General features: G+C 52.7%; 31 protein-coding genes. 1 reads left to right on the top strand and 30 read right to left on the bottom strand.

What is annotated here, in order from left to right:
* Window position 1: 1 nt before the first annotated feature.
* The 30 genes from QT397_06630 to QT397_06485 form a co-directional block, all read right to left on the bottom strand.
* Window positions 2–1,561 carry a phage tail protein gene (locus QT397_06630; protein ID WNZ57016.1) on the bottom strand — a complete coding sequence of 520 codons (1,560 nt, stop codon included), beginning with the start codon at window positions 1,559–1,561 and terminating at the stop codon, window positions 2–4.
* Between the two features lie 4 nt (window positions 1,562–1,565).
* On the bottom strand, window positions 1,566–2,144 hold the full coding sequence (locus QT397_06625) for a hypothetical protein (protein WNZ57015.1): 579 nt from the start codon (window positions 2,142–2,144) through the stop codon (window positions 1,566–1,568).
* Between the two features lies 1 nt (window position 2,145).
* The gene (locus QT397_06620; protein ID WNZ57014.1) at window positions 2,146–3,078 is read right to left on the bottom strand and encodes a hypothetical protein; all 933 of its coding nucleotides are present in this window, start codon (window positions 3,076–3,078) and stop codon (window positions 2,146–2,148) included.
* The gene (locus QT397_06615; protein WNZ57013.1) at window positions 3,078–3,998 is read right to left on the bottom strand and encodes a hypothetical protein; all 921 of its coding nucleotides are present in this window, start codon (window positions 3,996–3,998) and stop codon (window positions 3,078–3,080) included. The genes QT397_06620 and QT397_06615 overlap by 1 nt, the downstream gene beginning before the upstream one ends.
* A complete protein-coding gene (locus QT397_06610) occupies window positions 3,986–4,420 on the bottom strand; it encodes an NlpC/P60 family protein (protein WNZ57012.1) in 435 nt (144 codons plus the stop codon). The genes QT397_06615 and QT397_06610 overlap by 13 nt, the downstream gene beginning before the upstream one ends.
* Window positions 4,421–4,425: 5 nt before the next feature.
* Complete coding sequence (locus QT397_06605) at window positions 4,426–5,355, bottom strand: DUF2163 domain-containing protein (protein ID WNZ57011.1); 930 nt, start codon at window positions 5,353–5,355, stop codon at window positions 4,426–4,428.
* On the bottom strand, window positions 5,352–5,942 hold the full coding sequence (locus tag QT397_06600) for a DUF2460 domain-containing protein (protein WNZ57010.1): 591 nt from the start codon (window positions 5,940–5,942) through the stop codon (window positions 5,352–5,354). Before QT397_06600 ends, QT397_06605 begins: the two co-directional genes overlap by 4 nt.
* Window positions 5,942–8,209, bottom strand: a complete 2,268-nt coding sequence (locus tag QT397_06595) for a hypothetical protein (GenBank protein WNZ57009.1) — start codon at window positions 8,207–8,209, stop codon at window positions 5,942–5,944. The genes QT397_06600 and QT397_06595 overlap by 1 nt, the downstream gene beginning before the upstream one ends.
* Window positions 8,210–8,225: 16 nt before the next feature.
* Window positions 8,226–8,489, bottom strand: coding sequence for a hypothetical protein (locus QT397_06590; protein ID WNZ57008.1), 264 nt, complete (start codon window positions 8,487–8,489; stop codon window positions 8,226–8,228).
* Between the two features lie 20 nt (window positions 8,490–8,509).
* Entirely contained in the window at window positions 8,510–8,869 is a 360-nt protein-coding gene (locus tag QT397_06585; GenBank protein WNZ57007.1) for a phage tail assembly chaperone family protein, TAC, read from the bottom strand.
* 10 nt (window positions 8,870–8,879) lie between these two features.
* Entirely contained in the window at window positions 8,880–9,359 is a 480-nt protein-coding gene (locus QT397_06580) for a phage tail tube protein (protein WNZ57006.1), read from the bottom strand.
* Between the two features lie 51 nt (window positions 9,360–9,410).
* Entirely contained in the window at window positions 9,411–9,803 is a 393-nt protein-coding gene (locus QT397_06575) for a hypothetical protein (GenBank protein WNZ57005.1), read from the bottom strand.
* A gap of 83 nt (window positions 9,804–9,886) precedes the next feature.
* On the bottom strand, window positions 9,887–10,432 hold the full coding sequence (locus tag QT397_06570) for a hypothetical protein (GenBank protein WNZ57004.1): 546 nt from the start codon (window positions 10,430–10,432) through the stop codon (window positions 9,887–9,889).
* 81 nt (window positions 10,433–10,513) lie between these two features.
* Window positions 10,514–10,762: a hypothetical protein gene (locus QT397_06565; protein WNZ57003.1), complete on the bottom strand. Its 249-nt coding sequence runs from the start codon at window positions 10,760–10,762 to the stop codon at window positions 10,514–10,516.
* 446 nt (window positions 10,763–11,208) lie between these two features.
* A complete protein-coding gene (locus QT397_06560) occupies window positions 11,209–11,547 on the bottom strand; it encodes a hypothetical protein (protein ID WNZ57002.1) in 339 nt (112 codons plus the stop codon).
* An 891-nt stretch (window positions 11,548–12,438) separates the two neighbouring features.
* Window positions 12,439–12,738: a hypothetical protein gene (locus QT397_06555; GenBank protein WNZ57001.1), complete on the bottom strand. Its 300-nt coding sequence runs from the start codon at window positions 12,736–12,738 to the stop codon at window positions 12,439–12,441.
* Window positions 12,739–12,745: 7 nt separating this feature from the next.
* Complete coding sequence (locus tag QT397_06550) at window positions 12,746–13,117, bottom strand: DUF2190 family protein (GenBank protein ID WNZ57000.1); 372 nt, start codon at window positions 13,115–13,117, stop codon at window positions 12,746–12,748.
* A gap of 87 nt (window positions 13,118–13,204) precedes the next feature.
* On the bottom strand, window positions 13,205–15,253 hold the full coding sequence (locus QT397_06545) for a Clp protease ClpP (GenBank protein ID WNZ56999.1): 2,049 nt from the start codon (window positions 15,251–15,253) through the stop codon (window positions 13,205–13,207).
* A 9-nt stretch (window positions 15,254–15,262) separates the two neighbouring features.
* Window positions 15,263–16,744 carry a phage portal protein gene (locus tag QT397_06540; GenBank protein ID WNZ56998.1) on the bottom strand — a complete coding sequence of 494 codons (1,482 nt, stop codon included), beginning with the start codon at window positions 16,742–16,744 and terminating at the stop codon, window positions 15,263–15,265.
* Window positions 16,744–16,959, bottom strand: a complete 216-nt coding sequence (locus QT397_06535) for a primosomal replication protein PriB/PriC domain protein (GenBank protein ID WNZ56997.1) — start codon at window positions 16,957–16,959, stop codon at window positions 16,744–16,746. The genes QT397_06540 and QT397_06535 overlap by 1 nt, the downstream gene beginning before the upstream one ends.
* A complete protein-coding gene (locus tag QT397_06530) occupies window positions 16,960–18,951 on the bottom strand; it encodes a phage terminase large subunit family protein (GenBank protein WNZ56996.1) in 1,992 nt (663 codons plus the stop codon). It abuts the gene before it with no gap.
* On the bottom strand, window positions 18,923–19,444 hold the full coding sequence (locus tag QT397_06525) for a hypothetical protein (GenBank protein WNZ56995.1): 522 nt from the start codon (window positions 19,442–19,444) through the stop codon (window positions 18,923–18,925). The genes QT397_06530 and QT397_06525 overlap by 29 nt, the downstream gene beginning before the upstream one ends.
* Window positions 19,445–19,532: 88 nt before the next feature.
* On the bottom strand, window positions 19,533–20,267 hold the full coding sequence (locus QT397_06520; GenBank protein ID WNZ56994.1) for a hypothetical protein: 735 nt from the start codon (window positions 20,265–20,267) through the stop codon (window positions 19,533–19,535).
* Window positions 20,257–20,484, bottom strand: a complete 228-nt coding sequence (locus tag QT397_06515) for a holin (protein WNZ56993.1) — start codon at window positions 20,482–20,484, stop codon at window positions 20,257–20,259. The genes QT397_06520 and QT397_06515 overlap by 11 nt, the downstream gene beginning before the upstream one ends.
* Complete coding sequence (locus QT397_06510) at window positions 20,481–20,837, bottom strand: hypothetical protein (GenBank protein ID WNZ56992.1); 357 nt, start codon at window positions 20,835–20,837, stop codon at window positions 20,481–20,483. Before QT397_06510 ends, QT397_06515 begins: the two co-directional genes overlap by 4 nt.
* Entirely contained in the window at window positions 20,837–21,229 is a 393-nt protein-coding gene (locus tag QT397_06505) for a DUF5675 family protein (GenBank protein WNZ56991.1), read from the bottom strand. Before QT397_06505 ends, QT397_06510 begins: the two co-directional genes overlap by 1 nt.
* Before the next feature lie 158 nt (window positions 21,230–21,387).
* Window positions 21,388–21,702 (bottom strand): hypothetical protein, encoded by a 315-nt coding sequence (locus tag QT397_06500; GenBank protein WNZ56990.1) that lies wholly within the window; start codon window positions 21,700–21,702, stop codon window positions 21,388–21,390.
* A 118-nt stretch (window positions 21,703–21,820) separates the two neighbouring features.
* On the bottom strand, window positions 21,821–22,066 hold the full coding sequence (locus QT397_06495) for a hypothetical protein (protein WNZ56989.1): 246 nt from the start codon (window positions 22,064–22,066) through the stop codon (window positions 21,821–21,823).
* Between the two features lie 25 nt (window positions 22,067–22,091).
* Window positions 22,092–22,955: a hypothetical protein gene (locus QT397_06490; GenBank protein ID WNZ56988.1), complete on the bottom strand. Its 864-nt coding sequence runs from the start codon at window positions 22,953–22,955 to the stop codon at window positions 22,092–22,094.
* A 342-nt stretch (window positions 22,956–23,297) separates the two neighbouring features.
* A complete protein-coding gene (locus QT397_06485) occupies window positions 23,298–23,567 on the bottom strand; it encodes a YdaS family helix-turn-helix protein (GenBank protein WNZ56987.1) in 270 nt (89 codons plus the stop codon).
* A 96-nt stretch (window positions 23,568–23,663) separates the two neighbouring features.
* Here QT397_06485 and QT397_06480 point away from each other — a divergent pair, with 96 nt between their 5' ends.
* Window positions 23,664–24,338: an XRE family transcriptional regulator gene (locus QT397_06480; GenBank protein ID WNZ56986.1), complete on the top strand. Its 675-nt coding sequence runs from the start codon at window positions 23,664–23,666 to the stop codon at window positions 24,336–24,338.
* The last annotated feature ends 174 nt before the right edge of the window (window positions 24,339–24,512 follow it).

The raw sequence follows: 24,512 nt of genomic DNA, 5'->3' as shown, positions 1-24,512 counted from the left end.
TTTATGCCGTGATTTCTGCAGCCGGGCCGGGGCCGGTGATGCTGTTGATTTGGCTCACTTGAATCGTGGCGGTGCCTGGGTCGATGATTGTTAGTGTGGTGGTAGTGGTGTCGGTGCTTTGGCCGTTGATCGTTACCCGGTAGCCGGTAAAGAACTGGCTTTGATCGTAGGCGGCGCGGCCACCTAAGTACCCTACCCCTACCCATTCAATGGTGAGCTGGCCGCCGCTGCGGTAGGCGCGCAGGCTAGTGGGTGCTGGCTCAATATGGCTGGCGCCGGTGTAGGTGGCAGCGGTGATGGTCTCCTCGCCGCTGCCGCTACTGGTGGCGCGGAAGGTGAGTGTCTGGTTTAAGTTGTAGCGCTCTGTGGGGATATAGTTGAGCGTGTTGCGATCCAGTAAGACAAAGCGGGTACCCGCTGAGTGCTGGGTGATTTCGGTTCCCAGGCGGCCGCGCAGCAGGTAGCCAATTTCCCACACGCCGGGGCTGATCTCGTCGGCTTCGCCAAAGCTCACTATTTCATTACCGATCAGTGCCCGGTTCTGGCGGTTGAGAAGCTGCGCCAGGGTGCGATATTCGAGCGCGTCGCCATCGTCGTAGAGTTGGATTTGCACACGGTTGTGGGTGTCGGGGATCTCGCGCTTGTGGGTGCCGAGTGCAGTCACCAGCTCGCCCATTACCGCTTCCACGTCGGTGATATCGGACTCGGTATAGTTTTCTCCACCATCTAAAGACAGCGCGACAGTGGCACCGCTCCAGGCGCTGTTGCTGCCAGCGATAGCGATGTAATAGCCCAGCTGGGTATCGTCGCCGCTGGACAGTATCGGCGCGTCGATAAATTCGATATGGGTCGCGCCGGCCACTAACGGCACTGGGTCCGGTGTGGCCATGGGGGCCACGCCTAGGGCCTGACTTTGGTAGGCACTTTTGCGGTCGTGGATCAGTTTGTATTTTTGCTCGCCCCGATCAATATTCACTTCGTCGATGCGGCAGCGATCGCCCTGATACAGCACCACATCACCAGCGGTGAGCCCCAGGTAGTTGCGAGGTAAAGTAATATCAAACTCACCGCGCTGCTCTTCGATCATTACTTTATGCATGATCACAGCGATCTGCGCGGCCTGATCGGTTTCCAGTACCACGGGGGTTTCGATACTTTTTTCCCCTTCACCGCGAGTGTCGATACTGCGGTCTGAGGTTTGCTTGCAGGTATCAATACCGCCGACAGAATCGTAATAGTTCAGGTTTAATACCTGCACAATATCCTCGGGGGAGCGTCGGGTTTTCTCGTCGTCGCTATCGCCGATTAAATCGTTCTTGTCGATTTCCATTACCGGTTCACCGCCGCGCGGAACAAAATCTATTTCACCCCCGCGATTGACCGGATCGAAAAAAAACAGCTGGGCCAGTTCTTGGATATGTTCGTATACCGGGGATTCATTCGTGACCTGCATTCCCTGCACATAACCTTCAAGTCGCGTGGTATTAAATTTTCCAGGGGGCAAGCCGGCGCGCTCGCACAGCTCGGCGACGATGGCGTATAGAGGATATTGGGCGGACATAGGATTAAGACTTTAATAGGAATTGCAGGCGGTACTGTTTGTGCATACCGATTTTAATCAGGCCATCGCTATTCACGTTTTCGTGTAATAGGTATTCGGTTTGGTAGCGGTCGCGCTGTTGCCGGCAGTAAAGGTTGCCGTCTTTGAGATAAGCAAAAATCACATCACTGACACCGGACTGTAATTGCCGCTTATCATCCAGGGTGACGCGCGGAGTGATAACGCCGGGCCAGTCGGTAATCACCTGTGCACCCTGCGAGGAGTCGTACCAGTAGAGCTTGGCTGTGCCGCCCTCCACATAAGCAACCACAGGGCGCATATTCTGGTCGAAGGACAGCGATACCTCAGTAATATCCATGCCGCTGATTAGCGTGAACTCGGCCACCTCATGGGCATTCAGCACAATGTCGCAGCCGTTATTCAATACCCGCGCGCGCCAGACCTGATAATTCAGCCCCTCGCTGGGATCTTGCAGGGCAATGCCGCCGGATTCATAGTCGGTAACATTGCGCACCGGCAAGGCGGCACCGCCCATAAAAGGCGCGGGCACGCTTTCCTGTGACAACTCATTCTCCGGCAGCATGTCAGCCCCGCGCCCAGGAGTGGGAGAGCGTAATGGTGAGAACGGTTTCAGAATCTTTAGGTATGGCGCTGCCATCGGACACCGCCGCAAATTGCACTTGCCAGCGCGCCCAACCGGTATTGGCGGCAATTGAACGCACCCCACCAAAGTTGGCTTGATTTAACCCCCAGGAGTACTGCCCCGAAGCCTGAAAACTCCCTGCGGAGTAGCCGCCATCCGCAGTGCTACCGCTAACGCTGGTGCCGGTTGGTAAACCGGTCACATCGCCAATATCACCGGCATAAGCATAGGCATAAACCCCGCTGTTACCGGAGCGGTCAAAATCCCAAGCGCTAGAGCCCGCAGTGGATACGCGGCAGGGGCGGGCAATATAGTCGTAGTCCACACCGCCAATAGTGACAACCCCGGTCACGTCGTCCAGTTCGGGGTAAATACGCAGCTCGTAAGTCACGTCCAGGTACTCATCAGAGAGTACGGTGATGCTGCTGGGATTGCCGTCGGCATCTTGAATCAGTGCCCGCGAAAACAAATTGCCGCTCGACGTGTTAGCCCAGCCCACACCCACCTCGGATAAATTGCCGGCGGCGTCGCCCTGATCAAAGCGATACACTTTTTGCAGCGACAGGTACCAGGGGTCGGTGCTGGCCTGGGCGCTGCGCGCGCTGGATTGCAAGGTGTTGTGAATGGCTTTATAAGCGGACATATCGGTATCGTTCACCGTGGGGGTTGTCGATCCGCTGCCCACATAGCAGTTGGATGTGCAGTTGTGGGGCGACTTGGTGCCCAGCTGATCCAACCCCAGATCCGTAATCAGATTTTCAAACTCGGCGTGACACACGCGGCTACCGGGAATTTCGCGAAGCCCCGCCTCTGACTGTGTGGCTTTAAAGGTTTCTATTTTGTAGAAACCGCGCACGCGGTTATTAGATTTCATTAGGTTAAATCTCCAGTAACGCCGACAAACGTCGCAGACAAATTATCCGGGATACTTTGGTCATAACTAATCAGGGCCTTTTGTAAATCACCCGCCACGCTGACAAACTGCGAGGAAACGGATTCCGGGCTGTAGAGGTCGTAACTCGTTAATAGCGAACGCAACTCCCCCGCGACTCCAACAAAAGTGGATTCCAGTTTTTCCGGGCTCCAGTTTTCGTAGCTGGCCTTGATCGAACGCAGCTCACCCGAGACACCCGCGAACCCCGCGCTCACGCTATCGCGCGCCAGAGCTTCGGGCGCGCCTCGAGCTTCTACAAAGTTCGCTTCAAGGGAATCGGCAAATTCCAGTGCGTAAGGCTTGGAGGTGAGCGCCACCCCCTCAGCCCGCTCCACCTCAAACGCATACTGCGGAATCGCCCCGCCGGTACTAGTAAGGTTTTCGTTGTCGATCACCATGTAACAGGTGCCGCGATAGGCGTGTACTTCGCTAACCCCAAAGGCGGCTTGCATTACTGCGCTGGGCATCTGATCCCAGTCGCCAAGAAAGAATTCGGCAATGCGCAAAAAGGCCAGGTTGTTGGTAGCTTGCGTGCTGTCGATGCTATCGCGGTCGTATACCAATTCGTTGTTGCGCCAGACGCGAGAGATACCGGTGATAGGCCCCTCGCCAATTCTTATCGCGTAGGTGCGGTAAACCTCCTCGTTGACAACTTCTGTTGAGCCGCCGCCCTTGCCGGATTTTTGCTTTTCTTTTTTCTTAACAATCTTGGGCGCGGTGGTAGCAATAATATTGCCGATGACCGGCAGCACCTTGCCGAAAATAATCGGGCGCGGTACGCCGGCCTTGGAGGTCTGCACTTTGATATCGTCAAAGGTGCGGCCTTCAATCGTCGTGGTACCAAAAATTAAGTTACCCATGGGGAATACACCTCCACCAATAGGCGGCGCCAGCGTTTATCTAAAATATGCTCGCGGCAATCTTGGTCGGCGTGGGCATGGATTAGGGTAAATCCACCGTGGGGATAATCCCCTAAAAAACCTACGTGACTCGGGTCGGTTTTTTGCGGCGATTTAAATACTGCAATATCCCCCGGTTGCCATAGGGGTTCCGCTATGGGATTACCAAAACGCCGCTGCATTTTTTGCCGCAGGCCGTCTTTCCAGGGTTCGCGGCCGTAGTGCTTTTCATCTTCGATATCGACACCGGCGGCGCGCAGGCTGAGCACTATCATGCCCACGCAATCGATCGCCCATTCGGTGCGGCCCCGATGGCGCCAGCGCACACCCTTAGCCACCAGGCCCCGCGCGTGGGCCAGTGTCGCTTGTCTTTGTGGATTCATAGGATCTATACCGGCACCGGCCCGTCGTTGATACCCGGCCAGGCAGTATCGCCAGGCACTCCAGCGCCGGGCGTATCGGAGGCTTGGCCGATAGGGATTAGATTCTCGCCTTTAAAATCCAGCTCGTTGCCGTGGTATTTACAGGTGGAAAACTGTTTGTCGCAGTCTTCGCGAATTTCCAATTCATCACCGGGTTGCACGGCAAACGGCAGGGGCTCTATCTGGGTTATCTGGCCGGTAGCGGTATCCACGGCCTCAATCTGATACAAGCGCGAGGAGACGTTATCGCCAGTTTTCCAGCGCACCCGCCAGCGGTTGGCCGTCGTAGACAGTGAGGCAATATCATCCACCAGATAGGTGACTTTGGGCTCATCGCTGTTAACGGCGGTGACCGTGGCCGATTGCCACAGCGCATCCGCATTCACACCACAGCCGGTTTGCGAATTCGCATCGGTACCGAAAATAGCCCGGCAGGTGACGGAATCCACATGGCCGACAGACTGGCGCAGCCGCATCATGTAACTCAGCAGTTCGGGAATAAATACCGTATTGCGAACCGTCTTTACTTCGCCAATATCACCGCCGTCCAGCTCAATAGCGCCCATGGATAAGTCGCGGTAATTGACCTCGTACATCACCCACTCAGCATTATCCAGCTCACCGCGCTCAGCCATCTCGACGGTAATGCCGGGCACGTCGGTGGAGTACAGGGAATAGCCCTCGGCATTGTCCACATCAAACGACGTGTCACTGGCAATTACGCTGGGGTCAAAGCCGTTCTGGGCGTAATAGGTAATCCCGTTGTATTCGACATTGCGGTCTAACGTGGTGGCACCAAACACGCGGCCATCAGTGAGGGTGATTTTTAATAGGCGGCAAGTGGTAGTGACGCCGCTGTCGTAGTGGGCTTGGAGTGCGCTAGGAATGTATCTCACAGGCGAATCTCCAGCAGCTCGACACTCCCACTACACACCGGCTGGCCCCTATGGCGATTTTCAATACTGAAGCTGACATCATCCTCAAAGCGAACCGGTACATCGAACTCACCTTGCCAGGTAATTTCTGCACCGGCAGTCGCGCTGAGCTCCACTTGGCCGGTGGTGTAATCGATAGCAAACGCCACCTCTTGGCCATCGACAAAAATTTTTACCGTGCCACTCACGGGTTTATAAATTTCACGCTGATAAGACAGCGAGCCAAACACATAGCTTTTTATTAGCTGGTAAGTTTCTGTACTGCCGCTGCCGTAACCAATCACCTCACCGCCTGCAAAAAAATCACTGGCGTCCTTAAAGCGAAACCCCACCAGAGCCCCAGCACAGGCGTGGTGCGCGGCAACAACAATTTGGTGATCTTCATAATCCAGGTTTTTGAAGATCACCGAGTACTGCCCCAGTGGGCGCTCCCACTCCGCATTGCGGCGCTCTACCCCGTTGCGCAATTCGCGAATATCCGTTTTGTAGCGGTGGCCATATTCCGAACCATAGGCCACGCGCTCCAGCAATCGACTTTCATTAAACATTAAGAGCCGAGCCTCCTGCGGTTAATACGTTGCTGGCGTGTACTCTCGCGAGCTAATTGTTTTGTAGTGCGATTATCCAACTTGCCGGAAACGCTAATATTCTGGGTGAAGGGTGCAGCTCCACCCGAGCTACCACCACGGCCACCGCCGTGCATATCCGCTTGAATCATGGCCAGGGTGCGATCCAGTTTTGCACTGGTTTCTGAGGTGGTGACCCGCTCGCCTTTTTCCAGCAGCCAGGTGCCGGTTTCAGGTACCGCATCAAGGCCGTCATGAGCCATACCGGTGAGCTTTGCTGCAGCCAGGCCACCGGTGACATACACGGCACCGGCCGCTGCTGCACCCAGCACCGGGCCCACATAGGGAATAGAGGCCATCGCGTTGTAGGCGCCCATGGCCGCATCATTGGTGTTGGCAATAATACTGGTTAGTGCGTTGCGTTTTTTCTCATCCAACAGGGTTTGACCGATGGCGAGCGCTGCGCGCATATAGGCCGCCTCTTCGCCCTCCATACCGGAGTAATATTCCGAGGCCACCGACATCAACAAGTTGTAGCCCTCCAGCTGCTGCTGTCGGCGCAGGTCTTCATTGGCCTGGGTAATTTCGGTGAGCTTTTCTTCGTACTGTTGGCGAATGGCCAGCTCCTCCTCATCCCAGGTGGCATTGAGGTCGACGCGTTCGCTGCGGAATTGCTCCAGCATATCGAGCTGGGTGGAATACCAGTCTTCCAACTCGGTGCGCGCGGATTCGATATCGGAGCCACTATCCAGGCCGCCGAGTGCGGGGGAGTCTTCTGTGGCGGCGTCGGCGATACGGCCCAGGGTCTGCTGGCGCTGTTCATCGGTGATATCTTTTACCGCTTCGAGAATATCCAGGCGCTCGCGCAATAAATCCAGATTGCGCTCTTCATCGGTTTGCAGGTCTGAAACCAGTGAATTAAAAGCCTGCTGTGCGCGCAGCATGCGCTCGCGTTGTTCCGCCTCTTTTTCCAGTTCGCCTTCGATATCCCCCAATACATCCGAGAAGGTTTCCCAGGGGTCGCCGATGGCTGCCTGTAGTTTTAATAATTCATTTCCGGCTTCTGTGAGCGCGTTGAGGGAATCTTCGCCGAGTTGTTCGCCCTCAATGGTGACCTCTGTTTGGGTTTTAGTTTTCGCTGGTGTGCTAAACCCATAGAAATCATCCCGCTGCTTCTGCAACGCGGCCAGCTTTTCCCGCAGGTCATCGACAGAAGTACCCTGATGAATATATTCCCCGGTAGCCAGGCGAATACCCGTGAGCAGTTTGCCATCACCGATCACGCCGCTATCAATCGTTGCGCTCAGCTGTTTCAGCGAACGCTCCAGCTTCATAACTTCCGGTTCGCCGTGCGTCATACGGGCCACGGATTTACCGACTTCCTGGGTGAACTCCACCAGCTCCACCACCGCAGAAGCCGCAGCAGATCCCACTTTAATAATTGCCGTGGTTAGTGATGCGAAGGCATCTCTGGTTTTGGGGTCTGCAATTAACTCTGTGAAATCCTTGATCGCCGGCAGTGCGCCTTTCACAACTTCTTTTTCGAACCCGTCAAGCGCGCCCTTCAGTTTATCCAGATCTTCGCGCACCTCACCCAGCTGCTGCAGATCCAGGTCCGACAGCACCGCGCCCACATCTTCGGCCTCATCCCCCAGCCGGCCAAGCTCCTTGCCGTTGTTTCGCAATAGCGGTAACAGCAGAGTGGCATCACTGGCGATGGCCTCCATATAGAAGGTCATTTCGCTCTGGGATAAATTGGCTTTTTCCAGGCTGCTAACATAAAGCCCCAGCGCATCACGGCCCGACAAATTGCGAAACTCTTCGGCAGTGACTCCCACTTGCGGGGCGATATTTTCAAAGAAGTCCGCCATCGGCCCGGCGCCGGTCTGCAGGAAGTCACCGACCTTATCCGAGGTATCCTTGAGAATATCCGCAACCTTATCCTGCTCAACGCCGTAGCGCTGCGCAGCGTAGGACATGCGCTGGAATTCCAGGGTGCTGGTGTTGGCCACCGCAGACAGGTTTTCAATCTCAGCAGATTGCTCAATCACCCGCGAGGTCATTACCGCTAGTGCGCCGGCAGCGGCAACGGTGCCCGCAGCAAATGCCTTATTTACCGCAGAGACACTACTCTTTACTGTTTTCTGCCACTTTTCAGTGCTTTGTTCAGCTTTGCCAAGGCCCTTTTCAAAGCCCCCGGTTTTAGCAATTAAGTCAACGCTTAGTGTGCCCAGGTTTTTATTAGACATAGCGATCCACCGCCCCTTAGTGCCAGGTCTTCATCGCTTGTTCCAGCGAGATTTCCGGCTCCTTCTCATGAGGCATAAAGTCTGTGATTTTTGCGGGGGCGCCTTTACCGCGATGGGTATTGGCGTAGAGGGTGGCGAGTAGTGCCGTGGATCTTTCAGTGCGCATTCCCGGATGCAGGGAGCCGCGCAGCTCACGATATTTCGCCCAGCTTTGTACTTCTTGATAGCTCAGCCGCCGCTGGGCCTCTTCGATGGTGCAACCGCCAATGCCGTTTAGCACCAGCTCGTGCCAGAGTTCCTCTAGCTCGCTGAGCTTTTCGCCTTTCCCAGATTATTGACCGCACCGATTTCCATTAGCAGCGCCTGGGTTAAATCCGCGTTGAGCGGGCCGCGATCTGGATCTGCCTCGCCGGTAATATCCTTCGCGGTAAATATCGGCTTGCCCTCGGCATCGACAACACAGGCGGCAATCCGCCCGGCAATCACATCGCCCTCACCGCGCAACGCCGCCACATCATTGACGGCGCTGTAGTAAGAGAGGCGGCGAATATAAACTGTCGCCGTGAACTCCTCATTGCCCTGCTTCCAGGTAATGGAACGCTTAACCGGCGCACCGGAAAAGCTGCCCTGCTGCTGCAGGGATTCAATCGATAATTCCATGGGTTACCCCTTACGTTATATTTTTGGGCGTCCAGGCAGAACCGCCGCTGCGCTGGATCGACATTTCACCACTGACCAAGGTGTTCAGCTGGAAATCAAAGGGGAAGTCAGCGACATAGCCTTCAAAGGTGAACCAAGTGCGCGTGGTGGGCAGTGACCACTCGCCGGTGGTTACGGTGGGTGCTTCAGTGCCATCACTCCAACCCACCGCCCACTTGATGCTATCCACCGTGTCATCCTGGGACAGTTCATGCAGGCGCTTATGCACCGCGTTCTGCGAGTTTATTTTGAGCCCTACCGATGCCTGCCCCGGTGTACGCAGGCCGCGCTTAAACTTTTTATCCAGATCCTCCAGGGAAGTGTCATCCAGCTGGTCGGCGGGACTGCCGCCGGGATTAAATGAGGTAACCCCGGTGATCTTCTGCACAGTATCAGCATCACCAGCCGGGTCGATAAAATAGATATTGGTGCCCTGAGCCAATTGGGACATAGGGATTCTCCAGTTGCTTTAGTGGAAATAAAATACCGACGCAGGGATGCGTCACTCAGTGGAATATTGGGCGCTGTAGGTCAGGCGCACTTCGCCCAAGGGGTGGTCTTGATCCAGGGCGAAATCGGTTTGTGAAAGCGCAAAGATTTCACAGGCACCGCCCAGAGTTCGATCCTGCAGGACACTCTCAACATCCTCAGTAGCTTGATCCAGTAATTCATAAATATCCCCCCGGCTGTGCACCACCACCGCTACCACAAGATCCAGCTGGCGGGTGGTGCCAGAGAACTCTTGCTGTGTTTGTTCCGTGGCAAAGCCGACGAGAATGGCCGGCAGCTTTTCCCGCTCGATGCCTTCGGTGGTACCGGCTGAGGGGAAGTTATAGCCGGATAGGGTTTTTAGTTTGCTTAATACGGCATCGCGGATGGTGATGCGCTGGGTCATTGGGATTGCTCCAGGAATTTTGGGCATAAAAAAACCCGCTAGTGCGGGTTTAGGTAATTGTTGTGTTTTTTAATGATTATCTATCAGCCTGCCATATTATCGACCGTCTGCAATGAACCCATAGAACGTATTTCGATAAAAATGGGCTTAATTCTTGTGCCCAACCAAGCCGAGACTCCATAACCAGTCAGCAAGTAAAAGAATGATAGTATCCATGCTGTAGATAAATGTAGATTCTCTCTGAACACTAACATTAACGAAGGCATGCTAATTAAAACCAACATCAGAGACACCATATATTTAGACAGCCGCACCCACAAATGCGCGTTTTCTGAAGTGTAAGGACTAAAAATAATTTCTGTGAGAAAGTGATAGCAAGCACCACCTCCAAGCAACATAAAAGAAAATAAACAAAATGATTTAAATAACTCATCACTACCGGGAGGGCTTGACAGTCCTTCAGCTTGAACCAAACTAAAAAGCCATAAAAATATACATGATGAAATTGCCCAAGCTACTGCACTAATTGTTTTTCTATCCATGTGCTTAAATCCCTTAATCTCTAATAGTCTATTCAATAGAGACCCCTTTATATCACCATAGAAAGCCTTTAAAAAGGCGGCAGCCATTGAACACCCAAAGGAGAATGAAAAGTGGGCGAGCGCTATTTCCTTGCGGTATTGTATTCACACTCATGGCCGCCGTGAAACTTAAACTACTTTGAGGAAGGAGCCCCCAGGCAACTTGTCGCGGAGCTGTTCGGCATCTTCCAATACTGCCTTACGCCATTTGAGCTGCTGCACTGGGGCGCCGCCGGAGTGATTCTTGCCGGTATCGCAGTAGCGGCCAAACTCCTCACCTTTGGGGGTTAGCTCCCAGCGTTTCTTGCGCGGTTTGTATTCCACATGCTTCTGGAGCCCCATCTGCTGTAGGATGGCGTTGAACTCTCGGGCACTCATCTGGTACGATTTTCCCAGATAGCCTTACCCAGCAGTTCATAGATATCCCGCCGGATTGCACCGCCACCGCCATAACAAGATCCAGACGGCGGGTAGTACCTGAGAATTCTTGTTCTTTTTGTTCTGTAGCAAACCCCACAAGGATAGCCGGCGGCTTTTCCCGCTCGATACCTTCAGTGCTTCCCGCTGAGGAGAAGTTGTAGCCGGTTAGGGTTTTTAGTTTGTTTAGCGCGGCATCGCGGATTGTTATGCGCTGGGTTATTGGGGATCGCTCCAGGAATTTCGGGCATAAAAAAACCCGCTAATGCGGGTTTGGGTGTTGGCTATAGGACGGAGTCACAATGTACTAACTATCAATTTACTCTCGTCTTTGCACGCAATACTAGTACCCTCAGAGGGCATTGCAGCAGGGTGGCTTCAGCACTATGACAATCAAATTAACGAATCTAGTAATTAACGAGAACAACCTTCTGTATCTCAGGAGCACAAGCCGAGGTTTGATTGATCACGAGCTTAACTTTTTTTCCGCTGGCAAATGAAGTTAGAAGCGTTGAAGATGTAACTTCATAATTTGGATGGGTCATTGGTAGATAGAATCTACGCCCATTATTGCATGACGAATAATTTGATGTGACAGTGTCCAAAACCACATTTACACCGCCATCATCCGGAAAGAACTCCTGAAGACTATCAGCGTCAAGCCATTCAGTAGTCTCAGCACTCACAGAAATTGAAATGCTAGCCAAAAGTGAAATTGAAATTGAAATTGAAAGTAAATTTTTCATATATACCCCCTTTATTATATGATTGATGACTTTAGCCAAGACCTCACTATACTCTTAAACGATGAATTTTTGAACGCTTGATGGGTGCCTTTTTTAGTATGGGTTAACCAACACGGTATTTCACTTTCCTCTGTAAGTCTGCACTTCCGCTCATGCGTATACAGAGGACATCTTCTTAGAAGATCGCTCCATAATTAAAAGAGCCCGGTGTTACACTCGGGCTCTAGGGCTTATAACTATCATCGCCGTACCTCATGTGATTAAACACTGAATAAAAAGTGCCCACCACTTTACTTGTTAAATTAATTCTTAATCGACATGTTTGAGCTACAACGCCTTTAGGTTTTACGATTTCACAACAATACCAGTGACCAACGGGTACTCCTTACCGAACTCATCCGTAAAACAACCCTTTACATTTAAATCTATCTGTTTGTTTGCCATCATGGCCGCTAGCGCCATGCTAATGATTTTCTCATCACCACCTTCATCACCTTTAAGCAGTCTTTTGTGCTTTGTTCGCTCCGCCCCAGGACATTGAGTGGCATCGTCATCTTCAACGGTAATAAAACCGTAATCTGTATACCAGCGAACATCGACAATTTTAGTATTGTATATCCAATCGGCAGATGCCTGACCATGAAAAATTAGAAAGATAAAAGATAAAAAATAAAACGTATTTCATAACTCACACTCAAAAGAAAATAACGGAATACTCTCAGAAACCTCTTTACCTATATCAATCTTATGTCTCGCCCCCTTAGATAAACTAAAAAAAACGGTCGATACTTTCTGATATACAGAAAGAATAATTAATATAAATCGATTTCAGTACAGCCCTTCCATTATCTCTGTTTCGCGTTTATTTATAAAGTCGCACCAAAACGTATCTTATAAATCAACTACCTGCACTCGCCAAACCACCCCATCATCCGCCAGCCGCTTACGCACTGTATAGGCGACACCACCCAACACAATCACCGCATCAGGGTTATAAGCCCCCACCTCACTCACCAGAAGGCTCAACTCAATACGCGCTACCCGCAGCCGCTCCTCCTCTGCGAACTCGTCGATCTCCTGCTCAAAGATCACCTTGCAATCAATAGGCTCAGCGCCGCTACCATCGGTATAGGTAGCGGCCTTGCCCCATTTGCGGAACGCGCGTTCTGCGGCTCTCTGGTCCAGGTCCATGAGTCACTTATGCCTTCACGGTGCCCGGTACGCCGGTAAACTTCACAGCAAAACTGGTAACGCCATTCCCGGCGGCCTCTGCGGCGAAGGCGGTGGAGCCGGTGATATCGCCAGTGGCTGCGGTTGCTGCATTACTATCGAATGAGCTGGAGGCAACCACCCAGGTGAGGGTTTCGCCCTGATTGATCTCTGCGGCGGATACCTTGGGCACGGTGAATACGCCATCAATGGCAATCACGCCGGATGCGCCCACGGCGATATCATCCATCGCCACACCCAGGACCGCACCTGCGATTACCACCTGGCCGGAAGTAATCGCTGCGCTGGTGTTGTTGGTGAAATCCAGCATGCGCCCGTCTTGTACAAAATTCGTAGCCATAATCTTTCTCTCAGTGGGTAAAGCGGTAGAAATAAAAAAGGCCGCGCGATTCGGCCCTTTCCGGTTTAGTTTCAGTTGGGATTGGGATTAGGTTTTGGGTGTTTTCACCATGCCTTTTGCATCCCAGGCTTTCGCAGCGGCATCCAGGCGGACTTTGAATTCCACCCCATCCACGCTCCAGCCATTTTGCTCTTCTAACACCGGGGCCTGCTGGCCATCCAGATAGAGCACTTCAATGGTGTCGTGCACTACCGGGTCGGCATTAAGGTACCAACCTTTGTGGCCACTGAGGCGCGCATCAGAGAGCACTTCGGCAATATTGCGCACGCTGTTCGGTGTGGTGTTGTTTTTGGTGGATTCGCCCACCTCGAATTCGGATTCCAGGGCAACCTTTGCGCTGCCCTCGTCGGCAATATCACAGAGCAGGAACTTGGGCCGGATATTGAGCACTGCGCTGCCATCCTTTTGATTACCCATCAATACCCGCGCGGCATCGATGCTGGCGGTATTGATAGATGCAGTGCTGGCTAAGTTTTTGCGATCCGCATGGAACAGGGCTTTTCCATCTGCCATTTTGGGATTGTTGAGCAGGATGCTGAATACCAAGTCCCCTACGGTGCGCACGGCGGCGAGGCCCATCTTTTGTGGGATTCGGGTAAAGGCCCCCAGGTCGTCATTAATAATCGCCTGGCGGTTAATAGAGAAGAGTTCCCCGTATGTGGCCAGAGCGGCAGTCTCGGCCCGTTCGCCGATACTCACATATTTAAATTCTGCCCCGGGTGCGACTTGGCGCAGTGAGGGGAAGCTGCCCAGGTCTGTGCGGGTTGTTAGTTTAAAGTCACTGAGGTTGCCGACACTGGTAAAGCGCGGGAAGATTTCCTGTGCTTCTTCATAGCCTTTCAGCATGGATTTATTGGCGATATTGCCGAGTACCGTTGCGAAGTCACCCGAGCTATGGGTAAACGCTGCAGCGACCACACCCATTCTGTCGAGTCCGGACAAGCTTTGACCGTGGGCCTGCATCAGGATGCGGGCAATCTCCATCATGGTGTAGCCGCTGAGTTCATTGCCCTCTGTGCGCTTTTCACCGAGGGCACGTACAGCAATCGCATTTTCTGCATCGGCTTTCATGCGCTTAATGCCTTCACCTTCCTGTACCACCACGCTGTAGCTTTGCACGGGGGTTGGGGTTTGGCTGCCGAGGGCTTCAAGCAGTTTGTCTTTGGCTTTTTCGGCGCTGCAGTCCATATCATTGAGACATTCTTGCATCACAACACTGTGCGCTTCGAAGCCTTTGAATACGGCCGTGATATCGTCTTTGCGCTTTTTCTCATCGGCGGCAAATTGCGCTTTGGCATCGGCAGCAATCTGGGCTTTCATTTCTGGGGTAACCTCGGGCGCAGCGGTTGCAGCTGGCGTGGTGGAGGTGGTTTTAGGCATGGCTTGCGCTTCCTTGGTTTGGGTTTGGGTTGGATTGCCTGCAACCGCAGACGGGAATCTAAATTCAGTGGGCCCCTGCATGACCAATGCATTAATGGCTTGAGGGGTGTTTTTAAATTGATTTAAGTGATCAGCACTGAAGCTGGCTGCCATCTCGATGGCTGCGGTGGTGTCGGTGGCGAAGCCTGCCTCTACCGCTTCGGTGCCGGTATACCAAGTCTCGTCATCCATCACTTGGCTGATGTCCTCATCCGACATTCCGGAGCGGGAGGAATACAGGCTTTTCATGGTGGCTTTGACTTTGGCCAGCAGGCTCTTGGTTTTTTCCAGGGCGCGCTCGTCACCGCGAACACCGGCACTGGGGTTGTGCACCATGTAATAGGCATTCTCGGCGATATGGACCGTATCCCCGGCGAGGGCGATCACGCTGCCCATACTGGCTGCGATGCCTTCAATCCAGGTTTCCACTTCGGCGTTATGGTCTTTAAGCAGGTTGTAGATCGCGGTACCGTCGAACACATCTCCGCCGGGGCAGTTGATGTGTAGATTTATCTTGCTGATATCACCGAGCGCTTTGAGGTCTCTGGCAAAATCTTTGGCGGTCATGCCCCAGCCGCCGATAGAGTCATACAGATAGATATCAGCTTCACTGGTATTGGCGGCAGCGGTCATGCTGTACCAGGATTTATTCGGCATAGCTGCCTCCTATTCAGATTCAGTTTCTTGCGCGGGTACGGCTTCGCGTTTGCTTGGGGTGGTAATGTCGTTTTCTTTAAGCTTTCGCTGCCAGGCAGCGGTTTGCTTAATCACATCGTCCGGCTTTTTGCCTCGGCGGCGGATGGTCTGCTGTGGGCTGGCCAATACATTTTCCAGCAGGGTTTCATCGGCGCTGGCTTCATGAACCGGATTAATCCAGGGCATCACCGGGGTAATAAAATCGACGTGCATCAGCGTTGACGGATCGACATCACTCGGCACTTTGAAGGCATCCGCTAGTAAAGCCATTTGCACCCAGCGGCGGGTGGCCGGCTCTACAATTTCCTCACAGAATTCCAGGCTGAGGGTTTCGTAGTTTCCCCACTGCTCCACCAGTTCCTGGCGTTGCGAACTATAAGTCCCGTTGTAGTTTTTGCTGATGCTGCTAAAGCTGGCCATGGTGCCGGCGGCAGTCATGCGCTGCATGGTTTCTAAAAATGGCGTTAGCAGACCGCTGGGGCGATTGCTTTGAATGGTGCCGACTGATTCCCCAGGGCGTAAATCGTCGTAGATAGCACCAGCGCGAATATCCAAGGTGCGATTTCCTTCATCATCAACGTCGTTCTGCGAGTAATCATCTGGACTGCCCTTTTGGATAAAGCCCACCATGGCTGAAGCAATCTTGGCGGCAACGCGTTCGTTTTCTTCATAGTCTTTAATATCGGTAAGGCGATTCATTACCGCTGCAAAAATGGAAACCCCTCGGGTTTGGTGCAGCCTGCGCACAAATTTGAGGTGCTCGATATTGTCGGCGCTGTGAAGCCTGCGCTTCATACGCCAGTTAAATGAGGCTCCGGGGTGTTCGTCGTACAACCAAAAGCCCGCAGGCTCACCCCAGGCGGATTTTTGAATGCCTTGCACAATACGCTTGCTGGGATCGTTGTAATCCACCGGCAGGAAATCCGGTTCCAGGCATTCGATGGTGTAAGGCACCGGGGTGCGGTGTTTTAAGCCGGGCACTGTGCCCTGCAAGTGCCGCATTAAAGTTTCACCATCGCGCAGCCAGGTATTGCACAAAAGCCGCTGGGCTTTGCCCCAGCTGAACTGCCGGGTGCATTCCGGGCGCCGCGCCCATTCCTTGTGAGCGTCATTCATTTGGCTGGCAAAACCATCGTGGATATCGCCATCCCAGGTTTTGGGTTGGAACTCCACATCGATGCCGCGTGGGCCGACGATGTTGTTGACCAAGGTGGTGAGAATGCCAAAGGCAAAGTCGTGGTTTTGCTCCAGGTGCCGGGCTTGGCCGCGCAGGGTTTCCACACTGCCTTCCAGCACCAGGTCGCCGCTGCGGTTATCACCGGGGTTTTTACGCAGGCGACTGGGGCGCGCGGCTTCATAGGCGGCGGCGATCTCCAGGGCACGCCGAGCTTGTACACGGCGCAAGGCAGCCTCGGGTGCAAAAAACCCGATGACAGAATCTAATTTATTCATTAATTAAAATTCGCGTAGGCGGGCCCAGGGCGTTTGCCGGCGGCCTTTAAGGTTTCTGCGGTTGCGCGGCGCTCCCACTCCTGACGGCCCGCGCGGATTTCCTGCAGGTTCTCGGCGGTAAATTGGCGGCCGTTAATGACCGTGGTTTTACCGGCGAGCACGTCTACCTCGGCCTCGATATAGAGGTCGACCATCTCTTGTGCAGTTTTAGACATTTAACTATCCAGTAGAGAGCCGGCTGGCTGCGCGGGCTGCCTTGGTTTTTTAACGATGGGCTGTTCGGTAGTTTGTTGAGGCTCGCTAAATAGCGTGCGCTGGCCCAGGCGCGATTCGATGGTGGACCATTTTTTCTCGTTGTATTTGTGCATGCCCATGGCGTGGGCGGCGTGCAGGGCGTAGACCTCGGTATCGGTGCCTTCATTGGGCCGGCCTGGGCGTGGCTGCCAGGTTTCCCGGCCTTTATTTTTCTTGCTGGGGGCTTTGACTTCAGCAGTCACCTGCTCCCAGTAATCCTGCCGCACATGCTTGCAGCTGTGCATATAGGCACTGGTGCCGAGAAGCCGCTTGGCCATCAGGTCTTTGGCTTTATGGGTGCCAACCATATATACCTTTACCCCAAAGCGGTCTGCCTTGGTGCGGCGCTTGGGGTTGTTAAAATCCACCTGCCGGGGCTGGTTAAAGATTTCCTTGGTGCCGAAGTCTTTACTGTCGCCCTTGATGGCCATCACCAGCACACCGCGATATTTTTTATCGCGAGTTCGCACCCAGTGATAAACCGCATTGCTGGTGCCACCATCGCCGGAATCGATACTCACTGCCGCTGCGCGAATTTCGCCGAAGCGCTCGTGCTCAAAACTTTGGAACACCAGCTTATCCAGAGCTGACCAGCAATCATCTTTTTTATCGGCGGTATCGCCATCGATCTCGCCCCAGTACATCTGCCAGGATTCTTCATTGCGGCCAAAGGCGCGAATGGTGATTGCGAGTCGGTCGTGCTGAACATCGATGCCAACCGTTACCAGCAGGCCACCAGCAGGGCACACTAACTCCGGGTAATCCTCGGCGGCCTCTTGCAGCTTTTCATGGTCAAGCAAACGACTGGCGGCGTACTGATAGGGCCGGCCCAGTTTGTTGTTCTGGAAAACAATGCGGGCGGATTCATCACCGCTTTTCGCTTCGTGCTCCGCTTCAAGAAAATCCCGCACTACATCGGCAAGGCCGGTACCGGGGATACACACATAAAGCTCCGATAGCTCCATAAAGGTTTCTATCGGTTCGATTTCGTCCTCAGAATAATCCTCGCCGCATTGAGTTTTTACCCAGCCGGCAAAGTCATCGCCATTTTCCAGAGCAGTTTTACAGGTCTGCAGAATATTGGCTTGGCGGCGGTAGTCATCCCATTCGCTGCCGCAGTGCGGGCAGCCATACACTGCGCTTTCTGGCTGGTGCAGGCCGAATACCGGGTGCGGTGTGCCGCCCTCTTTCTCTAACCAACTGACGTTTTCCCAGTCCAGTACATGGGACTCACCGCAGTCGTGACAGGTAATCGGCAGCACGCGCATGGTGCCGAGCTTGGTGTAGTGCTCCACCTGGGAGAGATCGGCAACCGCTGGGGTGCCGCCGATAATTAACTTTTTATTGCGCATACGCTTGAGGCGTTCGCGCAGGTGGCGAATAGAATCGCCCTGATCACCAACATCTTTGTTGGTATCGTCAGGCTCCTCCACATAGCCCCGACGGGCTGAAGTAGATTTCACATTGGAAATGGAGTTGGAACCAATGGTGCGCACCTCACCACCGGGAAATTTTTTCCGTGTTGAACGGCTGCCGCCTTTGCGGCTGGTGGTGACATCGATCACCCGATTCACTGCTGGTGAGCCTTCGATAATCGGCACCAGCTTTTCATCCATAAACAGCCGGCCCTTTTCATCCTTGGGAAACAGCATCAGGATGCGGGCGGGCTCAGTAGCGGCAACCTTGCAGATATCGGTAGCCAGCAGAACCGTCCAGCCGATCTGCGCGGCCTTTTGCATCACCACCATCCACGACACAGGATTATCCAGCGCGTGCATCACACCCCAGAAATAAGGCACATAATCGTTGCGGTAATAGCCCGCGTTATCGCTATCCTCAGACGGCAGTTTGATATTTTCCGGCAACCACTCAATCAGCGGGACTTTAGGCTGCGGTATCCAGGTTTCCCGCACCTCCTTCACTAGGCGCGAGAGATTCGATCTCGTAACTACCAATAGCTCTGAGGGCAGCGTCAATACTAGGCTGTAAGGGTTCTCGATCGACGGTAATGGCATGCTGACTTTCGATAGCAATAAGGATGCTTTCTACCGCTCCTAAAAATTCATTCTTACCAATGGTGGACCACTCCACCATCACCTTACGTACAGACTCAACATCAACTATTAATTGATCCTCTCGGTATAATTCGCGTCTAATTTTCTCCGCGCTCATCCTAGCCTTATCTGCATCAGCCAAATCTTTTTGATTGCGAGCTTCATTAGCCTGACGGCCAGCAGCTTCAGTACGCAGCCGCTCACAATAAACTTGTAGCCACACGCTGTAAGTAGAGCCTTGCGGCAACACCCCAGCCTGCACATGCTTAGCAATTGCCGGTTGAGAAGTTCCCACCAGCCGAGCGAACCCCGACTGAGTGGCCTGATCATTAAGTGATGGGTTGTCAGCCAAGGTATAACCCCCTAGGAAATTTCAGATAGCTGTTAAAAACACGCGCCCGAATTGCTCGTGTTTTGGGTCGCCCAGGAGGACCCATTCATCAACGCTTTGAAGTCTTGATTGCATGATCCATTGCCTTATCAAGCTCTATCGGCAGGTACCGCTGCGCTAAACCCTGAGCAATTCGAGCAAAGGGGAAACGCTGGCGGTAGTTCGGCCTGCCTTTAAGGAAAATAAGAATGGGTTTAGCGGTTGGGTTACGCTTACCACCAGCCCTCTTCCACACCCCATACCACTGCTTATTCCGCTTCCCGTTAACTTTTCCGACAAAATATTTAGACTTGGTGCCCTGCACACCATCAGCTCCGCTCTTTTTAGCGCCGGAGTTAGCACGCAGCTCTGCCAAAATCCTTTTGTAAATCCCAACCGAAATGTTGCCATGCTTATTTAATTTGGCTTCCTTCCCATGCACGACATACATACCGCGAGGTAATAAGCCAGCATGTCGAAGCGCTCGCTCAAAGCGTTTGTCAGCCCGGTTCTCATCAATCACCGAGGGCGCGAGATACTCACTAGGTGCAGTGCCGTTCGGGGCCTGATCACGAATAAAGACTTTCGCCACACCTGAGCGCTTAGTGGCTTTCTTCACCAGTACAGAGTTCAGGGTTAGGTTCGCCGGATTGGCAAAGATGCGCCCAATGGCTGCACGCTCCTCCCCCCGTATACGAAACGCCACATTGTTCAGCGCAACCGAACTGGCATAGGGCAGCTGCTTTTTAATTTCAGCAGTCGCCCGTTCAAACTTTGAAGTATCCAGCTTTACACTAACGTCCATCGTCCCCGCCCTGCTGCTCCTGCAGCTTCAAACGCTTGTGGTTGTAATACCAATTAACAATGAACCCACCCAAAGCAATTAAGAAACCACCTACCGCCAATAACTCCTGCGCTGCATATCCACCGAAAACCGCAGTACCCGCAGCAACCGTTGTAGTTGCACTGGCGACCTTTTGAACCATGGCTTCCCTCGCTGCCTCTTGAGCTACAGTGTTCACCGCTTAACTTCACTCACCCACGACTTCACAAAATAGAAACCGATGATGATGCTGTAAGGCTGCACAACCACATCAACCAGCAGGCCCTTTAGGTCCCCAACAAAAGGCGCCTTGAAAGCCATGGCCGCCGCAATAAATAAAACCAGCAACGCCCAAACCAATGTCACCAGAAAGGCAATTAATCTTCGCGCCCGGTTCTGTGGTTGCGTGGCTTCCAGGTATTTGAGATACCAACGGGATTTTTCCTCATTGGTAAACCACACCGCATCCACAGTATTCACAGTGGCATCCAGCACTTTGCTTGCCGACTCGGGGCCAGCAAATAAACTCTTAACTCCAGACAAAATACCCATCACGGATACTCCGGCACATAGTGCGTAATTGTCAGATGAAAGTTAGGCGGCAACATATCCCGCAATTGCCCCATTGCCTTCCGTGACTGCATCACCCACCAGCCACCCGGAGCTACACCAGAGCCAACACCAATGCAGCCTTGAACATCAGAGGAATAATTAGCCGTGTGGATTAATATTTTTGAGCGCCCAGGAACCTCCAGCAGTTCCCACACATTGGGGTATCGCTGTGAGCTATACGCCTCACAAGAATAAATACCCTCGGGGATACAGCTCTCAAATGGGCGGTTACCCAACCAAGGGCGCTCAACCGTATAAAACACACAGTCGCGCACCCTCAGCCGCCCCAATGTGGCATCTGGCCCATAGGCGAATCGCGTTAATTCAAACATGAGGTTTTAGCTCCCGGATTTCGGGCACAAAAAAACCGGCTCAAGGGCCGGTTTATGGGGGGTATTCTGTTCGCCGAATCACAAAACTCGGCAGCGTTGCAGATATTAGTGTGCGCACGTGCGCACTGTCAACACCCACCTACTGAATTAAAACCCAGTTATGCAGCATCTCGCGCCAAATAAAATGCCTCAATCGTTCCCTCAATTACTCGACACATATTCACCACCCAGGTTTTACCCTGACCGAGCTTTTTACACACGTCCTGCATTTCCCACCGGTAATAATATCTCAACCAAAAAACCAACCCCTCCAACTCCGCTTTCTCCTTGTCCCGGCGTCGAGCAATTGCATTCAAATAGGCCAGCACCACAGCATCCATCCTGTCTGCCCTATCCCAGTTGATTAGTGCGGGTATCACCTGCCCCTCACAAACCATCCCCTTGTGAAATGCCGCCATACGAGGCCAGGACACAGAATCCCCTGCCCTCTCAGGATATGCCCTAGCCCATTCCCACAATAGCTCACGAATACCTAGTTCTGACATTACGAATACCCTCTCCCCGACCAACTAACTTACCAACCGCGCCCTATCACGCAGCCTGCTGAAAACTATCGAAATGCTCCTGAAAAACCTTCCTCGCCACATGCAGATTATCCCGATGGAAAGTCCCCAAATAATCCTCATGCACCTGTCGAATTTTATTTTGAGTCACCACCGTATGGGCAAACACCAAATCCACTTGGCGAGGGTTATCCGTGCGAAATACCGCTAAGGGTCTACCCGCAACGGTAGTCATAATTCGCTCTTTGGCTTCTGTCAGAGTCACAACGGTCATAGCATCGCTCCTTGAAAATCCGTGTTTACCAGCCAGTGTCTGTCAGCATTTCACCGATTGGCCGGTCCCGTGTTCGCTGCTGGGGCGCTACTCGCTGCGGTGGAATAAACTTTTCGCGCCTCACCCAGTTGCGCCACACCGCCAACCAATCACGCCGTACTCCCTGCTTGCCCGACTGAGATTTCCAGTAATCACCAAAGCTAGCCGCAATGTCGCAGATCTGATGCATCACCTCTGGCCGCGTCTTGGCCGCCTCATCGTAAAATTCTTGGGTTAACTGCCAATCATCGGGAAGGCGGGTACCACGCTTCGATGGCGGGGCGGGTTCCTGACGGACAGCAAGGGCACCACCCTGACCGCTCTCTCTCTGGTTATTTTCTAGAGTGGTTACTTTCTTAGTATCTTTACTTTCTTGTGTCGGCAAATCCGGATACGGTAAACCCGTATCTGGTAAATCCGTATCCGGTAAATCCGTATCCGGTAAATCCGTATCCGGTAAATCCGTATCCGGTAAATCCGTATCCGGTAAATCCGTATCCGGTAAATCCGTATCCGGTAAATCCGTATCCGGGTTTTCAGGAAGTGGATCAGCATTTCGTGGCATGTCCGAGATTTCATAGTCTGTACCGACTATTTTTCCCCGCTCACCACGCCGAGTAATTCGCTGGCAATAACCAGCTTCGATTAACTCACCCAGCAGCTTGTAGATCTTGTCCCTGCCCTCCTGAGCCTCTTTGGCCAGTGCCGAAGGTGAAACCTCCCAATGATCCGGCTTCGACAGCAAGTGCAGCAGCAAGCCGCCAGCAGCGAATGAAATACGGCGATCACACACAACGGAATTTGAAACCACCAAGTAATTTGAAGACGGCCGAGCACTTCGACGAATCATGCAGCAGCCCCCCAGAAAAATAATGAATGGGTCATATTGTTTTTACCTATCCTTGATTTCACTATTCGCGCACGGCGAACTACACCCTACAGAGACGCCAAAAGCGCAGAGAAATGAGTGCCGGTCTTTCGCGGCTGTCAGCGGTCTTTCCCGCAGTCTTCAAAGCGGGCCGGCTTGGCGTCCCTCACCGGCCCTTTCTTGGGTAACTGACACACCCTGTATAAATCCCCATATACGGCAATGAATTAATCCCGATCTTCAAAAACCGCAGAATGGCAGGACAACAAAATGGGGAATTGAAAATGATCGTTATTCTGGTTTCTGAAACGAACCCGCACAGCCTTAACTTGCCTGCTGAACTTCTGGCATGGCTTGCTCCTCAACTAGATCATCCAACGGCCCAAAGACATCAGGCCGAAGACACGCCCGGGAAACCTTCCTCTGAGTAGCTAGCTCTATCTTTGAGCAAAGCTTTGGCGGTATCGCCTTTAATCCATTACGCATCTGGGAGACAAAGACCGGGGTTACCCCTATCGCCCTTGCAAGGTTGGCCTGTGATCCGACCAGTTTGATAGCGATATCTAGGGCAGAGTCTGTCGTTTCCTGCACCATTGCTGCTGCTCCTTGTCATCAGAAGCTAGAGTATTAACTTTCAGCTACCGGAAATCAATAGCCGATAATTAATTAACTTATAGCTAATATGTCGCCATGAAACATCCAGACTTTGCAAAGAGATTCAAGCAGGCGGTTACTCATGCCGGCGTGGAAGATACGCAGGAGGCATTGGCGCGCCTGTTTGAGGTAAGCACCGTAACGATATGGAGCTACCGCAATGGAGAGAAGCTGCCACGAATGAGTACAGCCAAACGAATTGCAGAAACGCTTGGTGTCTCTGTTGATTGGCTTCTCACCGGTACTGGTAAAGGACCAGGTGAAGGAAACACTAAGGAGGGAAGCAATGTTACCCAAGGACCAAGGATTCAAGGGAGAATCCCCCTGATTAGCTGGGTACAAGCTGGAGCCTTTTGTGAAGCTCTAGACTTAATTGATCCGAGTGAAGCCGAAGCTTGGCTGCCCTGCCCAGCAACACACTCTGACCGAGCCTACGCTCTACGTGTTAATGGCGATAGCATGACAAGCCCCTACCCAGGCCAACGATCTTACCCTGAAGGAACCATTATATTTGTTGACCCTGACAAACCTCTCACTAATGGTTGTCGAGTTATAGCCAAGCTTAATGACGAAGTTACCTTCAAGATTTATGCCGAAGATATGGGTCGCACTTTCTTACGGCCAATCAATCCCAGCTATCCATCAATGGATATCACGGATATGGATGTTAGCTTTTGCGGCGTCATACTTGGTTCCTACACCCCAGACTAACACCTTCGCAATTAGCACAGATGTACAAAAGTCACTTTAACTTGTGACATAGCCTCCCCCAAGCCGAAATTCACCTCAATCAAAAAGCAACAAATGAAATAACTTTGTTGCTTCACATCTATCCGATTAGATATATTTCTAATTCTCTGCACTTTCACCTCAAGTGAACAAAAA

Source organism: Microbulbifer sp. MKSA007, assembly GCA_032615215.1.
GTDB lineage: Bacteria > Pseudomonadota > Gammaproteobacteria > Pseudomonadales > Cellvibrionaceae > Microbulbifer.
The sequence above is the reverse complement of the archived record's forward strand: the minus strand, read 5'-3'. Positions and strand labels throughout refer to the sequence as shown.

Excerpts from the sequence above, each read along its gene's own strand:
- QT397_06630 (WNZ57016.1), bottom strand. The coding sequence starts at position 1,561 with ATGTCCGCCCAATATCCTCTATACGCCATCGTCGCCGAGCTGTGCGAG.
- QT397_06625 (WNZ57015.1), bottom strand. The coding sequence starts at position 2,144 with ATGCTGCCGGAGAATGAGTTGTCACAGGAAAGCGTGCCCGCGCCTTTT.
- QT397_06620 (WNZ57014.1), bottom strand. The coding sequence starts at position 3,078 with ATGAAATCTAATAACCGCGTGCGCGGTTTCTACAAAATAGAAACCTTT.
- QT397_06615 (WNZ57013.1), bottom strand. The coding sequence starts at position 3,998 with ATGGGTAACTTAATTTTTGGTACCACGACGATTGAAGGCCGCACCTTT.
- QT397_06610 (WNZ57012.1), bottom strand. The coding sequence starts at position 4,420 with ATGAATCCACAAAGACAAGCGACACTGGCCCACGCGCGGGGCCTGGTG.
- QT397_06600 (WNZ57010.1), bottom strand. The coding sequence starts at position 5,942 with ATGTTTAATGAAAGTCGATTGCTGGAGCGCGTGGCCTATGGTTCGGAA.
- QT397_06595 (WNZ57009.1), bottom strand. The coding sequence starts at position 8,209 with ATGTCTAATAAAAACCTGGGCACACTAAGCGTTGACTTAATTGCTAAA.
- QT397_06585 (WNZ57007.1), bottom strand. The coding sequence starts at position 8,869 with ATGGAATTATCGATTGAATCCCTGCAGCAGCAGGGCAGCTTTTCCGGT.
- QT397_06580 (WNZ57006.1), bottom strand. The coding sequence starts at position 9,359 with ATGTCCCAATTGGCTCAGGGCACCAATATCTATTTTATCGACCCGGCT.
- QT397_06575 (WNZ57005.1), bottom strand. The coding sequence starts at position 9,803 with ATGACCCAGCGCATCACCATCCGCGATGCCGTATTAAGCAAACTAAAA.
- QT397_06570 (WNZ57004.1), bottom strand. The coding sequence starts at position 10,432 with ATGGCTGCCGCCTTTTTAAAGGCTTTCTATGGTGATATAAAGGGGTCT.
- QT397_06565 (WNZ57003.1), bottom strand. The coding sequence starts at position 10,762 with ATGAGTGCCCGAGAGTTCAACGCCATCCTACAGCAGATGGGGCTCCAG.
- QT397_06560 (WNZ57002.1), bottom strand. The coding sequence starts at position 11,547 with ATGAAAAATTTACTTTCAATTTCAATTTCAATTTCACTTTTGGCTAGC.
- QT397_06555 (WNZ57001.1), bottom strand. The coding sequence starts at position 12,738 with ATGGACCTGGACCAGAGAGCCGCAGAACGCGCGTTCCGCAAATGGGGC.
- QT397_06550 (WNZ57000.1), bottom strand. The coding sequence starts at position 13,117 with ATGGCTACGAATTTTGTACAAGACGGGCGCATGCTGGATTTCACCAAC.
- QT397_06545 (WNZ56999.1), bottom strand. The coding sequence starts at position 15,253 with ATGCCGAATAAATCCTGGTACAGCATGACCGCTGCCGCCAATACCAGT.
- QT397_06540 (WNZ56998.1), bottom strand. The coding sequence starts at position 16,744 with ATGAATAAATTAGATTCTGTCATCGGGTTTTTTGCACCCGAGGCTGCC.
- QT397_06535 (WNZ56997.1), bottom strand. The coding sequence starts at position 16,959 with ATGTCTAAAACTGCACAAGAGATGGTCGACCTCTATATCGAGGCCGAG.
- QT397_06520 (WNZ56994.1), bottom strand. The coding sequence starts at position 20,267 with ATGGACGTTAGTGTAAAGCTGGATACTTCAAAGTTTGAACGGGCGACT.
- QT397_06510 (WNZ56992.1), bottom strand. The coding sequence starts at position 20,837 with ATGGGTATTTTGTCTGGAGTTAAGAGTTTATTTGCTGGCCCCGAGTCG.
- QT397_06505 (WNZ56991.1), bottom strand. The coding sequence starts at position 21,229 with ATGTTTGAATTAACGCGATTCGCCTATGGGCCAGATGCCACATTGGGG.
- QT397_06495 (WNZ56989.1), bottom strand. The coding sequence starts at position 22,066 with ATGACCGTTGTGACTCTGACAGAAGCCAAAGAGCGAATTATGACTACC.
- QT397_06490 (WNZ56988.1), bottom strand. The coding sequence starts at position 22,955 with ATGATTCGTCGAAGTGCTCGGCCGTCTTCAAATTACTTGGTGGTTTCA.
- QT397_06485 (WNZ56987.1), bottom strand. The coding sequence starts at position 23,567 with ATGGTGCAGGAAACGACAGACTCTGCCCTAGATATCGCTATCAAACTG.
- QT397_06480 (WNZ56986.1), top strand. The coding sequence starts at position 23,664 with ATGAAACATCCAGACTTTGCAAAGAGATTCAAGCAGGCGGTTACTCAT.